Genomic DNA, 12,793 nt, shown 5'->3' on the forward strand with positions numbered 1-12,793 from the left:
TTCGCCGCTAGCTTTTCCCCATTCACTCGTTCCATTCATTGCCCGGCCGTCAGGAGCATCGATGACAGATACAGCGCACGGTCCCGCCCAAACGGGAGATCTCGTGGAAGCCGCGGGCCACCCCGTCGGTGGAGGCCTGATCAAGGACAGTTACGACCCACGGCTGACCAACGAAGACCTCGCTCCGCTGAAGAAGCAGACCTGGACCTCCTACAACCTGTTCGCTTTCTGGATGTCCGACGTGCACTCGGTGGGTGGCTACGTCACGGCCGGCAGCCTCTTCGCACTCGGGTTGGCGAGCTGGCAGGTGCTGATCTCGCTGCTCGTCGGCATCACCATCGTGTACTTCTTCTGCAACCTCGTCGCCAAGCCGAGCCAGGTCTCCGGGGTGCCCTACCCGGTCATCTGTCGCAGCGTGTTCGGCGTCCTCGGTGCCAACATCCCCGCCATCATCCGCGGACTGATCGCCGTGGCCTGGTACGGCATCCAGACGTTCCTGGCATCGGCAGCCCTCGACATCGTGTTGATCAAGCTGTTCCCGTCACTGGCCCCGTACGCCGTCACCGCCGACTACGGCTTCGCCGGTCTCTCCATGCTCGGATGGGCCAGCTTCCTGTTCCTCTGGGTCGTCCAGGCAGCGGTCTTTTGGCGCGGCATGGAATCGATCCGCAAGTTCATCGACTTCTGCGGGCCCGCCGTCTACGTCGTGATGTTCATGCTGTGCGGCTACCTGATCTGGAAAGCAGGCTGGGGCGCAATCGATCTCAACCTACAAGAGGTCGAGCACACGGGCCTGAGCTCGATTCCGGTGATGCTCGGAGCCATCGCCCTCGTGGTCTCGTACTTCTCCGGCCCCATGCTCAACTTCGGCGACTTCTCCCGCTACGGCAAGTCCTACTCCGCGGTGAAGAAGGGCAACTTCCTCGGCCTCCCGGTCAACTTCCTGGTCTTCTCCATCCTGGTGGTCGTCACGGCGTCGTTGACGCTTCCGGTGTTCGGTGAGCTGATCACCGACCCGGTCGAGACCGTCGCTCGAATAGACAGCACGTTCGCCATCGTTCTCGGTGCACTGACGTTCACGATCGCCACCATCGGCATCAACATCGTCGCGAACTTCATCTCCCCTGCGTTCGACTTCTCCAACGTCAGCCCGCAGCGCATCAGCTGGCGCGCAGGCGGAATGATCGCCGCCATCGGCTCGGTGCTGATCACCCCGTGGAACCTGTACAACAACCCCGACGTAATCCACCTGACGCTCGAAACTCTGGGCGCATTCATCGGACCACTGTTCGGCATTCTGATCGCCGACTACTACCTCGTCCGCAAGCAGAAGGTCGTCGTCGACGAGCTGTTCTCGATGTCGACGACGGGTCTGTACTGGTACTCCAAGGGATACAACCCGGCTGCGGTGTACTCCACCATCGTCGGCGCGCTGGTGGCCATGTTCACCGTGCTGTTCAACGGAGCCATCGACGGCATGCAGATCGCCGGAATGTCGACGGCGTCCAAGTACAGCTGGTTCATCGGATGCGGCATCGGATTCGCGATGTACTTCTACCTCGCAACGCGGACCAAGCTGGCCGTCACCAACTTCGACACACCAGTGAAAGCATAGGATCTCGCACGTGCTCATCAAGGTCATCAATCCGAACACCACGAGTTCGATGACCGCAACGATCGGTGACTGTGCCCGGGCCGTAGTCGGCCCGGGCACGGTCGTCGATGCGGTCAGCCCATCCATGGGACCGGTGTCGATCGAAAGCCACGTCGACGAAGCCCTCAGCGTCCCAGGCATTCTCGCCGAGATCGCCCGCGGCGAGGCCACCGGGGTCGACGGCTACGTCATCGCCTGTTTTGGCGACCCCGGCATCGACGCGGCCCGCGAGCTCGCATCGGGGCCCGTCATCGGGATCGCGGAAGCGGCCATGCATGCCGCGAGTTTCCTCGGCCGCGGTTTCAGCGTCGTCACCACGCTCGCGCGCACGATCGGACGGGCACAGGATTTGGCCGACCATTACGGCTTCGGACGGCAGTGCCTCGGCATCCATGCGTGCGACCTGCCCGTCCTCGATCTCGAAACCGACCCCGACGCTCGCAAGATCGTCACCGAGGCCTGCCGCATCGCGGTAGAGACGGACGGTAGTGATGCCGTGGTCCTCGGCTGCGCGGGTATGGCCGATCTCTGCCGACACATCTCGTCCGAAATCGGAGTGCCCGTCGTCGACGGGGTCGCAGCGGGAACCTTGTTCGTGCAATCCCTCGTCACCCTGGGACTCGGCACCGGCAAGCGTGGAGAGTTCGCGACTCCTCCGCCCAAGCTCTACACCGGCATGCTCGACGGATTCAGCAGGGCCTGAGCGTCAGCTGCGCTGGGTTGTCGATCGAATCAGCTCCTCGGTTCTGTATCCCGGACTCCGATCCTTTCTTCTGCCAGGATGGTCGGATCTCCCGAACCGGGGAGCTGATTCGCACGGGTGAAGTCATGCGGTGCAACGACGTCGGACGGTGACAGCTCCTGCACCGACGAGTGTCCAAGACCGAGGACCGCCGAATCCAAGCCACCGCGCAGAATGTCGAGCACGTTCTCTACTCCGGCCTGACCGTTCGCGGCCAGACCCCACAGATACGCCCGCCCGATCAGCACCGCCCGAGCACCCAACGCCAGTGCTTTCGCCACGTCACTGCCCCGCCGAATCCCGCCGTCGAGGGTGACCTCCACCTGATCGCCCACCGCCTCGGCAATCGCCGGCAACACCCTGATCGACGCCGGCGAACCGTCGAGATTGTTGCCCCCGTGATTGGACACCGACACCGCCGTGACGCCGGCATCGACAGCCCGCAACGCATCGTCGCCCCGCGACACACCTTTGAGCATGAACGGACCGTCCCACTGCTGACGTAGCCAGGCGATGTCCTCCCATGACGGCAGCGGGGTGGACATCCACTCCCGATACGCGGCGAAGAACGTCGGCGCCGATTTCCCGGGCGCAGCAAGATTCGGTGCCGTCAAATCCGGAAATGTCCCCGACCGCGCCCACTGCGCCAGCCACCGTGGACGGGCCAAGACCTCGGGTGCCAACCGGAATATTGCCCTGGCGTCGAGGCGTTCCGGTATCACCGGACTCCCCCAATCGCGGCCCTCCGAGAACGACCAATCCATCGTCACGATCAGCCCGACCGCCCCCGCAGCACGTGCACGATCGAGCATGTGCGCCAACAACTGCCGCGAACCCACCCAATGCACCTGAAGAAACGTCTGCGGATTCGCTGCGACGACCTCCTCGATCGGCTTGCTCGCGAACAACGACAAACCCATCGACACACCGCGCGCCGCCGCAGCCCTCGCGACCGCGACCTCACCGTCGGGGTGCACGGCTTGCACACCCGTCGGGGAGATCATCACCGGAAATGACAGCGGTTGCCCCATCAGCGTCGTCGACAACTCCCGCGAATCCGACAGGTCGGCCACGTGTGGGGCGAACCCGAGCTCGGTGAAGGCAGCGGTGTTGTCGCCCGCCGTCAGCCCACGTTCGGACCCCGCCATCAGTGCCGAATACACCGATGCCGGAAGTCGCTTACGCGCTCGCCGTTGCGCTTCGGCGACAGTCTCGAACCAGTCGGTCACACACCCAGCTTCCGGTCGAATCCGGCGGGCATCACCACATCCGACGGTGACAGATCGTGCACCGAGGTGTGCCCGAGTCCCAACACCGCGGAATCGACTCCCCCACGCAGGATGTCGAGCACGTTCTCCACCCCGGCCTGACCGCCGGCCGACAGACCCCACAGGTATGCCCGACCGATCAACACCGCCCGAGCACCCAACGCCAACGCCTTCACCACATCGCTGCCGCGCCGGATGCCGCCGTCGAGGGTGATCTCGACCTGATCACCGACGGCCTCGGCGATCGCGGGAAGAGCGCGGATCGGTGCCGGGGTGCCGTCGAGATTGTTGCCTCCGTGGTTGGACACCGAGATCGCCGTGCAGCCGGCGTCGACAGCCCGCTTCGCATCATCGACCCGCATGACTCCCTTGAGCATGAACGGCCCACCCCACTGCTCCCGCAGCCACGCCACGTCCTCCCACGTCGGCAACGGAGTACCCATCCACTCCCCATACGCACCGAAGAACGTCGGAGCCGGACCACCGGTCGGCGGGGTCAGGTTCGGGGTCGTCAGATCCGGGATCTTGCCGGTCTTCGCGAACTCCCACAACCACTTCGGACGCATGACGCCCTCCGGAGCGAACTGAACCATCGCCTTGAGGTCCATCTTTTCCGGGATCGACGGGCTACCCCAGTCGCGGCCGTTCGAGAACGACCAATCCAACGTCATGATCAACCCGACCGCACCGGCTGCGCGGGCCCGCTCCATCCGCTGCAACAACACCTCGCGCGAACCCACCCAGTACATCTGGAAGAACGTCTGCGGATTCGCTGCCGCCACCTCCTCGACGGACTTGCTCGCGAACGAGGACAACCCGATCGGAATGCCGCGCGCTGCAGCAGCTCTCGCCACCGCAACCTCACCGTCCGGGTGCACCGCCTGCACACCCGTCGGGGAGATCATCACCGGAAACGACAGCGGCTGCCCCATCACCGTCGTCGACAAGTCCCGCTTGTCCGACAACCCCGCCACATGCGGAGCGAACCCGAGCTCCCCGAACGCCGCCATGTTGTCGTCGATGGTGATGCCGCGTTCGGAGCCGGCCACCAGCGCGGCGTACACCGACTTCGGTAGACGTTTCTTCGCCCGCCGCTGCGCTTCGGCAACGGTCTCGAACCACGCACTCTTTGCCATGACTACGCTTCCTGTTCCATTCCGGCGAGCGGATTTTCGTCGCAGATCTTCGTCGGTGGACGCATCATCAATGTCAACGGCACCGATTTACGGGGAGTCTTGCGCTGACCGGTACGCGAATGATCGACACTGGACTTGGGGATCTCCCCCGCCGCTGCCAACGCCATTTCACCGTTGCCGATCACGCACTCGGGATCCGGACCGTCCATCGGTAGGCCGGTGAAGAACTTCGCCGCCATACACCCACCCCGACACGCATCGAAATGAGCACACTTGGTGCACGCACCCGAGGTCTGCGGAGACCGCAACTCCTGGAACAACTCCGAGGTCTGCCACACCGATTGGAAACCGCCCATACCGTCTTTCGCGTCTCGGACGATGTTGCCGGCGAGGAAGTTCTCGTGAATGGCGAACGGGCACGCATACACATCACCGATCGGATCGATCAAACACACCACCCGCCCCGCACCACACAAGTTCAACCCCGGCAGAGCGTCACCGAACGCCGAGAGGTGGAAGAACGAATCACCCGTCAACACACCCTCACCGTTCGCAACGAGCCAGTTGTACAACTCGCGCTGCTGACCCGCAGTCGGATGCAGATCATCCCACACATCCGCACCACGACCCGACGGCCGCAACCGCGTGATCCGCAGTGTCGCAGCATATTTGTCGGCCAACGCTTTGAAGTCGTCGAGCTGGCTCACGTTGTGACGGGTGACGACGACCGAGATCTTCGCATCCCGGAACCCGGCCTCCTTCAGATTCTCCAACGCCCGGCACGCCATGTCGAACGACCCCGGACCACGCACCGCGTCGTTGACCTCCGCCGTCGCCCCGTCGATGGAAATCTGCACATCGACGTAATCCGACGCCGCCAGGCGCGCCGCCACCTTCTTGTCGATCTTGACCCCGTTGGTGGAGAACTTCACCCCCACCTGATGCGCCGTCGCATAGTCGACGAGCTCCCAGAAATCCGACCGGACCGTCGGCTCACCGCCACCGATATTGACGTAGAACACCTGCATCTTCTGCAACTCGTCGATGATCGACTTGCACTGCTCGGTGGAGAGCTCACGCGGATCACGACGACCCGACGACGACAAACAATGCACACACGACAGATTGCAGGCGTAGGTCAACTCCCACGTCAAACAAATCGGAGCATCGAGACCGAGCTCGAACTGATCGACCAATCTCCCTACCGGAGCTGGTCTTTCGAGGGTGGAAGTCATAGGGGCCGTCCTCTTCTACGAATGGGTCAGGTTCTAAGGGCGAGTGATCATGTTCGAGTCCGCCAACGTCTCGAGCGCTCTCACGTAGGGAGCCGATGCCGAATCGCTGATCCCTGCGGCCGCGATCGCCGACCGCATATCCCGGTGGTCGGGAAGGGACTCGATGATCGCCACGATCGTGCGGTTCTTCAGAAACGACAGCTTGCGGGTCCCGAAGTGGTAGAGCAGCGCCCCGAACGACTCGGGACGCAACGCCACCTGCGGATGCAGAATCCACCGCACGTCCAGATCGAGCGCGTCCTGCACAGCAATAGTCATGATCAGTACACGCCGCACATACCGTCGATCGAGACTTCCTCCACCAACGACTCCTCCACCAGATCGGACTCGACAACCGACGTACCGACCACAGCGTTCTCACTCTTCTTCGACATCTGATTCCTCCTACGAAATCTGTTCGGCCACAATCCGATCGACTGTGTTCAGGATCACCACGCTAACGGCCGTCGAGGTTTCCGACGGGTCATGGCGCAGGAACTGGTCGGCCGTCGCGATCAACCGTCCAGTTGGGTAGGTACCGGCCCGTCCGGCCTGCGGGGTGAGCGGCGTCCGAGAGGACCGACCAGCGGTCGATCCGAGTTCTGCCGCGGTTCGCTGTGGAAAGCTCAACTCAACAGAGGGTCACAGCAGAAACGACAGAAGAAGACTTACATGACCGAGATCGATGCATTGGCACCCGGACCCGACGGGGTCTGGGCTCATGAGAACGTCGTCGTCCGGCACACTCCCGGGCTTCGATTCGACGCCGTGCGTGCAGGATCGACGGTCCAGGTGAACCACTGCCTCGCTGCGCGCGAGATCGGCGAATGCCTCGTTCCGCTCATCACCGAACAGGCGCGCCACATCGGGCTATCCCAGAGCGAGTTCGAGCACGTACTGGTCGGCATCGTGCGCACCACTGTCGCCGATCCGGTCGAGGCATGGACGACGTACTACCGAAACTCGTTGGATGACCTCCTCTCCGGTCGCGCAGAGTTCGCTCCTGTGCACGAGCGTGCCGCCGCGGCGGTCCGCGGTTCGGTACTCGATCTGGGTTCGTGCTTCGGCTTCTTCCCGTTGCGGCTGGCAATGCAGGGTTGTTCGGTCACCGCGACCGACCAGTCAGCGGGAACCATGGATTTGCTCGCGACTGTCGCTCCGCACCTCGGCGCGAGACTCGACACGGCAGTGTTCCATGCAGCCCGAATCCCGTTCGACGACAACAGTGTCGATACCGTGACAGCTCTGCACCTGCTCGAACACGTCGACGCCGAAACGGGCTCTGCCATCGTCGCGGAGGCACTCCGGGTGGCGCGCTGCCGCGTCGTCATCGCGGTACCGTTCGAGACCGAGACCACCGTCTGCCACGGGCACATCCGCACGTTCGACGAGACGGCGCTGGCCGAGCTGGGATTATCGACGGGGAAGCCCTTCGAGACCTCCACTTACCACGGCGGTTGGCTCGTGATCGACAAGACGACGGCACCACAACTCGTCTGAACAGTCTCGATACTCCAGGCATGGGATCCGCGGGAGTACTAGAACGCTGGTGCTGTGTCGGCTTCCTCGTCGCTCGGTTCGGGTGTCAGGTTGTCGGGTGGTTCGGCGTAGGCGATGACGCCGGATCGTCTGGGTTGGGTGGGGATGTGTGGCCGGCGGTTTTTGACGCTGTGGTGGTATTCGCAGAGGCATTGGAGGTTGTTGACGGTGGTCCAGCCGCCGAGTGGATTGGCGTGGTCGAACGGGATCACGTGGTCGATTTGGCAGCGTGCCGCGGGTCGGTGGCAGCCGGGGAAGCGGCAGTGGCGGTCATACGTACCGGCCCGGTCTCGATGCCGTACGTGAATCGAAGGTCCACGCGGGATATTGCCCTGTTGCCTGTGGGAGTGAGTCGCATGGGGGAACGACGACCAATCCGTTCGCGGCTGCCAATGCTCTCATCGAATGTGACTGCGTGACCTCGGCATCCGCGCCGTCGATGAATCCCAACAGAACCCGAGGTGTGCTCGACGCCGAGGTCACGTCGCCGCGGACCCGCACAGTTCTCACCGTTCGCTCCGCCGCCGGATCCTGCAGAGCGGATACCACGACCGGCCGGACGAACAGTTCGTACGAGATCAGCGCACTCACCGGATTTCCGGGCAGGCAGATGATCGGTATTCCATCGAATCGTCCGCAGCCCTGCGGTTTTCCCGGCCTGACCGCAACCGAGGCGAAGGTGACGTCGTGATCCGCCACCGCAAGCCGGACCACCTCCTCGGTTCCTGCGCTGATTCCACCGGTCGTGATGATGACGTCGGCTACCGCAGCGCAGCGAGCAAGGGCCGCTCTGCACGCCTCCACATCGTCGGATACCGCCGATTCGAGGTGCACATCGGCACCACACCGCAGCAGATCGGCTGCGATCATCGGAGAGTTGGCGTCGAAACACTCGCCGAGCGTCGGAGTTTCTTCAGCACAGCGGATTTCGGATCCGGTGGACAACACAGCCACGGTCAATGTCGAGCCAATCCTGACAAGCGTTCGTCCGAGTGCCGCAAGCAGTCCGACCTGAGCGGGAGTCAGCACCGTACCGGCCCTGATGGCCACGTCACCGGCATCGACATCCGAAGCACGACGGCGGATGTTGCTCTTGGAACCACTCGAACAGATGGTCACCGTATCGGAACCGAACGACGTCACGAATCCGCTGGTCTGTTCGACAGGCACCACCAGATCGGCCCCTCGCGGAAGTACTGCACCGGTCATGATCTGTACACATTCACCCGGTGCCACGCTCAGCTCGGTACTCGACCGTCCGGCGACGCTACGCGCCGAGACGGTCAGTGTGGCCGGCAGTCGTGAGGAACCGATCACATCGGTACGGCGCACAGCGAACCCGTCGACTGCAGAATTGTCGAACGCCGGCAGAACGCGCTCGGCAACGACATCCTCGGCGAGAACTGCGCCGACCGCCGATCCGATGGGTACCGCCCGCACTCGGGCTGACAATCCGAGATCTACTATGGCACAACGGTGTTCGTCCACCGAACGGGTAGTCGAGTTTACGGTCCGCCTCATCCGCCGATGTAGGACATCTCGATCCGCTCGCCGGCCGGGGTGTCCCCCGATCCCGCTCGCAGTTCGGAGTATCGATCGTCACGGCTGTTCCAGAGCGCCGACAACCGCGCCACGAGAGCATCCTGCGATGCCCCCGAACGCAGCAGCGCGCGCAGATCGGTTCCCGCCGAAGCGAACAGGCACGTGTACACCTGCCCGTCCGCCGACAGCCTGGCCCGAGTACAGCTGCCGCAGAACGGTTTCGACACCGAGCCGATCACCCCGATTTCTCCGCTCCCGTCGCGATACCGATAGCGCGTCGCGACCTCGCCTTCGTACATCGACTCGATCCGCTCGAGCGGATGGGCTGCCCCGATGATGTCGACAATGGAGTCGACGTCCGTCACCTGCGCCATTTCCCACCGGTTCGTCGCCCCTACATCCATGTACTCGATGAACCGCACGACGATACCGGTCCCTCGGAACCGTTCGGCCAGGTCGAGAATCGAATCACCGTTCACCCCCCGTCGCACCACCACATTCACCTTGACGGGTGACATCCCGGCGCACACTGCCGCGTCGATGCCGTCGAGCACGGTCCGGACGGGTACGCGCGTGTCGCTCATCCGCGCGAACGTCGTCGGGTCGATCGAATCCAGGCTGACGGTAACGCGTTTCAGACCGGCCGCGTACAAGGATGCGGCCTGGGCTGCGAGCAACGACCCGTTCGTGGTCATCGCAAGATCGACGCCGTCGATGGCGCTCAATCGTTCGACCAGCGTGGCGATTCCGGCCCGCAGCAACGGTTCACCACCCGTCAGACGGATCTTTCGGAGGCCGATCGTCGCCGCCGCCCGCGCCACTCTGTCGATCTCGTCGAAGGACAGCAGCCTGCCGGTGTCGAGAAATCGGTGATCGGGACCGAACTCGGCTCGAGGCATGCAGTAGACACAGCGGAAGTTGCACCGGTCGGTGACCGAGATACGGAGATCCCGAAGTGCCCGTCCCCGAGCGTCCACCGTCCCCGAATCGAGGTCGGTCGGATGGCTGCGCACTGCTCGAACGGGGTCACCCACGGAGTAGTCCTTTCACTCGGTCGAACACCAGAATCGCGGACGGCAGTGCCTCACACTTGACCGCGCGCGCCCGGTAGTTGACGTGCAGCGACCAGCGCACGACCCTGCCTCACGACTTTCCGGCAAAGTTACGAACAGTGAATCAACCGGAAACATTGCGGGTTAATCTCGAAGAAAGCTCCTGCATCGCCATGAGCGTCTACGACAAGGGGTCCCCATGCTGTCTCGATCCGGATTCTCCATTCCGACTCGAACGACCAGCCGCGGCGACTGGTCCGACATGTTGAACGAACACTTCGTCGCCCTGGACGTAGCCGACGTGGCGGACAGCCGATTCACCGGAGCCGTCCGATCGATGTCTCTCGCGCACCTGCAGGTGTCGACTGTCCGATCGACGACTCAACGCATCGCGCGAACCGACTCGCTCATCGAGAAGGACCGAATCGAATACGTTCAGATCGGGATGATCCGTCGAGGCCGCGCGATCGTGGTGCAGGACGGACGCGAATGCGTGCTCTCCCGCGGCGACTTCGCCATCTACGACACGTCTCGTCCCTTCGACTGGATCATCGACGGTCACCCCGACGACGATCAATGGGAGCTCGAAGTATTCACCTGGCCCCGTCACATGCTGCGACTCGACGAGCGTGAATCCAGCGACCTGACGGCCATGGCCTTCGACGGCTCGGCCGGTTTCAGCGGTCTCCTCAGCCGATTTCTGCACGACCTGGGGTCGACCCGGTCGACGCTGGGTACCGCGGGCGCACAGGCCATCGCAGACGAGGTCGGAGATCTGGTCAGCGTCATCGCGAGGAACACCACCACCAGCCCGGCGCTGGACTCCCCCGGTACCGCCCTCGTTCGGACGGCGCAACGCTATATCGAGGAACACCTCGCAGACCCAGATCTGTCGCCCACCACGGTCGCGTCGGCCATGCTCGTCTCCACCCGCCAACTGCATCGCCTGTTTGCGGCAAGTGGCACTACGGTGGCGCGCAGCATTCGGGTCAAACGGCTCGAGCGCTGCCGACGCGAGATCATCGCCAGCGTCGCGGTGGACCGCTCGCTCGGCCAGATCAGTCGGCGATGGGGTTTCGCGGACTCCGCAGTGTTCAGCCGCGCCTTTCGCGAGCAGTACGGGATGAGCCCGCGTCAGTACCGCGCGGCCGCGTGCGCGCAGTCCGACGACCCGCGAGCTGTCACTCGCCCGATGTGGCCGAGCGACCGTGAGCAGCCCGAGGTCGGCACTGCTCACGGTCCTCGTCGGTGAAACTGAGCTCCTACGGGTCTCTCGTCAGTGGAGCGAGTCACTCGAGTGGCCGGGCACGATCGCTGCCGAACCGTCGACCAGCGGGGCGATGTGATTCACCGCTGTCGCGGCCTCGGCGAACCCGACTGCGATCAACTTGACCTTGTCTTCGTGTCCGGCGACGTCGCCCGCCGCGAAGACTCGCCTTCGGCTGGTGCGCATCGTCCGTCCGACGGCGATATCGCGCTGGTACTTGTCCAATCCCCACGTGGAGATGGGGCCGAGCGCGGCTTTGAACCCCAGTGCGGCAACAACACTCGATACTTCGAGCTGTCGGCGATCGACTCCGGTGCCGTCGACGATCGTTACCGATTCGACGGAGTCTACGCCAAGGATTTCCTCCACCTCGAACGGGGTGAGGACATCGACACCGGACCGCTCCAGCTGACCGAGGCTGTGAGCGTGCGCCCGGAAGTCGTTGCGACGGTGCACCAATACCACCGATTTTGCGATCGGTTCCAGGCTCAACGCCCAGTCGACCGCCGAGTCTCCGCCGCCGACGATCATCACCCGTTCGCCGGCGAGATCATCGAGTTTCGGTACGAAATACCGTAGGCCTCGGTCGTGGAACTCGGCTCCGGCCGGCAATGGCCTCGGCGTGAACTTACCGATACCTGCGGCCACGAGAACGGCCTTGCCGACGACGGTCTCGCCCTTGTCCGTCGTGACCCGCACGAAGTTCTCGGATTCTTCGAGTTCGGTCGCCACGTGCCCCATCAGGTACGTCGGCTTCGCCTGATCCGCCTGTTCGACCAATGCGTCGACCAGATGTTGCGCCTTGATCGCCGGAAACCCGGCGACGTCGAATATCTTCTTCTCGGGGTACAGGGCCGCCAATTGCCCGCCCGGATGGGGCAGAGCGTCGATCACGGTGACCGTCATGCCCCTGAAACCCGCGTAGTACGCACCGTACAGTCCGGCAGGTCCGGCACCGACGATGATCAGATCACTCTCGGAAACCGTTGCGGCACTCACTTCTTCGCCACTTCGTCGATCGAGGGATGGTCGTGCCCAACCGGGCCGAGATCTTCCGCACCACCGGAAGCACCTGCGTCCTCACAGAATTCGACGGCGATGTCGACGAATTGCTTCTGTTCCTCCGGGATCTTGTGCTCCCAGAAGATGGCGTCGTTGGGACAGGCGGGCATGCACTTGCCGCAGTCGACGCACTCGTCGGGATTGATGTACATCATCCGAGCGCCCTCGTAGATGCAATCGACGGGGCACTCCTCGGTGCATGCCTTGTCGAGCAGGTCGATGCACGCTTCGGTCACGACGTAGGCCATATCGAAATC

At 63.5% G+C, this 12,793-nt stretch carries 14 protein-coding genes; 4 read left to right on the forward strand and 10 right to left on the reverse strand.

Annotated elements, in window-relative coordinates:
* Nucleotides 1–61: 61 nt before the first annotated feature.
* Both VF34_RS20770 and VF34_RS20775 read left to right on the forward strand, forming a co-directional pair.
* Nucleotides 62–1,615 carry an NCS1 family nucleobase:cation symporter-1 gene (locus VF34_RS20770; protein WP_032373906.1) on the forward strand — a complete coding sequence of 518 codons (1,554 nt, stop codon included), beginning with the start codon at nucleotides 62–64 and terminating at the stop codon, nucleotides 1,613–1,615.
* Between the two features lie 10 nt (nucleotides 1,616–1,625).
* Nucleotides 1,626–2,357, forward strand: a complete 732-nt coding sequence (locus VF34_RS20775) for an aspartate/glutamate racemase family protein (protein ID WP_032373907.1) — start codon at nucleotides 1,626–1,628, stop codon at nucleotides 2,355–2,357.
* Nucleotides 2,358–2,386: 29 nt separating this feature from the next.
* On the opposite strand, the gene mftD (VF34_RS20780) is transcribed toward VF34_RS20775, so the two are convergent.
* Genes mftD (VF34_RS20780) through mftA form a run of 5 tightly spaced genes read right to left on the reverse strand, consistent with a single transcriptional unit; the run spans nucleotide 2,387 to nucleotide 6,469 of the window.
* Entirely contained in the window at nucleotides 2,387–3,625 is a 1,239-nt protein-coding gene (gene mftD, locus VF34_RS20780; RefSeq protein WP_045841997.1) for a pre-mycofactocin synthase MftD, read from the reverse strand.
* A complete protein-coding gene (mftD, locus tag VF34_RS20785; RefSeq protein ID WP_032373909.1) occupies nucleotides 3,622–4,800 on the reverse strand; it encodes a pre-mycofactocin synthase MftD in 1,179 nt (392 codons plus the stop codon). Before mftD (VF34_RS20785) ends, mftD (VF34_RS20780) begins: the two co-directional genes overlap by 4 nt.
* A gap of 2 nt (nucleotides 4,801–4,802) precedes the next feature.
* Complete coding sequence (mftC, locus tag VF34_RS20790) at nucleotides 4,803–6,035, reverse strand: mycofactocin radical SAM maturase (RefSeq protein ID WP_032373910.1); 1,233 nt, start codon at nucleotides 6,033–6,035, stop codon at nucleotides 4,803–4,805.
* 33 nt (nucleotides 6,036–6,068) lie between these two features.
* Nucleotides 6,069–6,353, reverse strand: coding sequence for a mycofactocin biosynthesis chaperone MftB (gene mftB, locus VF34_RS20795; protein WP_032373911.1), 285 nt, complete (start codon nucleotides 6,351–6,353; stop codon nucleotides 6,069–6,071).
* 2 nt (nucleotides 6,354–6,355) lie between these two features.
* On the reverse strand, nucleotides 6,356–6,469 hold the full coding sequence (gene mftA / locus VF34_RS24775) for a mycofactocin precursor MftA (protein ID WP_069973092.1): 114 nt from the start codon (nucleotides 6,467–6,469) through the stop codon (nucleotides 6,356–6,358).
* A 277-nt stretch (nucleotides 6,470–6,746) separates the two neighbouring features.
* Between mftA and mftM the strand changes: the two genes are divergently transcribed.
* Nucleotides 6,747–7,574, forward strand: a complete 828-nt coding sequence (gene mftM / locus VF34_RS20800) for a mycofactocin oligosaccharide methyltransferase MftM (protein WP_032373932.1) — start codon at nucleotides 6,747–6,749, stop codon at nucleotides 7,572–7,574.
* 38 nt (nucleotides 7,575–7,612) lie between these two features.
* Here mftM and VF34_RS25915 read toward each other — a convergent pair whose 3' ends face one another.
* From VF34_RS25915 to moaA, 3 genes are read right to left on the reverse strand one after another with little or no spacing between them, the layout of a single operon-like run.
* The gene (locus tag VF34_RS25915) at nucleotides 7,613–7,939 is read right to left on the reverse strand and encodes an HNH endonuclease signature motif containing protein (protein WP_080733280.1); all 327 of its coding nucleotides are present in this window, start codon (nucleotides 7,937–7,939) and stop codon (nucleotides 7,613–7,615) included.
* Nucleotides 7,884–9,134, reverse strand: a complete 1,251-nt coding sequence (locus VF34_RS20810) for a molybdopterin molybdotransferase MoeA (RefSeq protein WP_045841998.1) — start codon at nucleotides 9,132–9,134, stop codon at nucleotides 7,884–7,886. The genes VF34_RS25915 and VF34_RS20810 overlap by 56 nt, the downstream gene beginning before the upstream one ends.
* The gene (gene moaA / locus VF34_RS20815; protein ID WP_032373913.1) at nucleotides 9,131–10,189 is read right to left on the reverse strand and encodes a GTP 3',8-cyclase MoaA; all 1,059 of its coding nucleotides are present in this window, start codon (nucleotides 10,187–10,189) and stop codon (nucleotides 9,131–9,133) included. The genes VF34_RS20810 and moaA overlap by 4 nt, the downstream gene beginning before the upstream one ends.
* A 217-nt stretch (nucleotides 10,190–10,406) precedes the next feature.
* Between moaA and VF34_RS20820 the strand changes: the two genes are divergently transcribed.
* Complete coding sequence (locus VF34_RS20820) at nucleotides 10,407–11,459, forward strand: AraC-like ligand-binding domain-containing protein (RefSeq protein WP_080733281.1); 1,053 nt, start codon at nucleotides 10,407–10,409, stop codon at nucleotides 11,457–11,459.
* Between the two features lie 24 nt (nucleotides 11,460–11,483).
* Here VF34_RS20820 and VF34_RS20825 read toward each other — a convergent pair whose 3' ends face one another.
* Both VF34_RS20825 and fdxA read right to left on the reverse strand, forming a co-directional pair.
* On the reverse strand, nucleotides 11,484–12,473 hold the full coding sequence (locus VF34_RS20825; RefSeq protein ID WP_094694165.1) for an NAD(P)/FAD-dependent oxidoreductase: 990 nt from the start codon (nucleotides 12,471–12,473) through the stop codon (nucleotides 11,484–11,486).
* Nucleotides 12,470–12,784, reverse strand: coding sequence for a ferredoxin (gene fdxA, locus VF34_RS20830; protein ID WP_032373914.1), 315 nt, complete (start codon nucleotides 12,782–12,784; stop codon nucleotides 12,470–12,472). The genes VF34_RS20825 and fdxA overlap by 4 nt, the downstream gene beginning before the upstream one ends.
* Between the last annotated feature and the right edge of the window lie 9 nt (nucleotides 12,785–12,793).

Origin of the sequence: Rhodococcus sp. PML026, from assembly GCF_000963615.1 — a bacterium.
GTDB classification, from domain to species: Bacteria; Actinomycetota; Actinomycetes; order Mycobacteriales; family Mycobacteriaceae; genus Rhodococcoides; species Rhodococcoides fascians.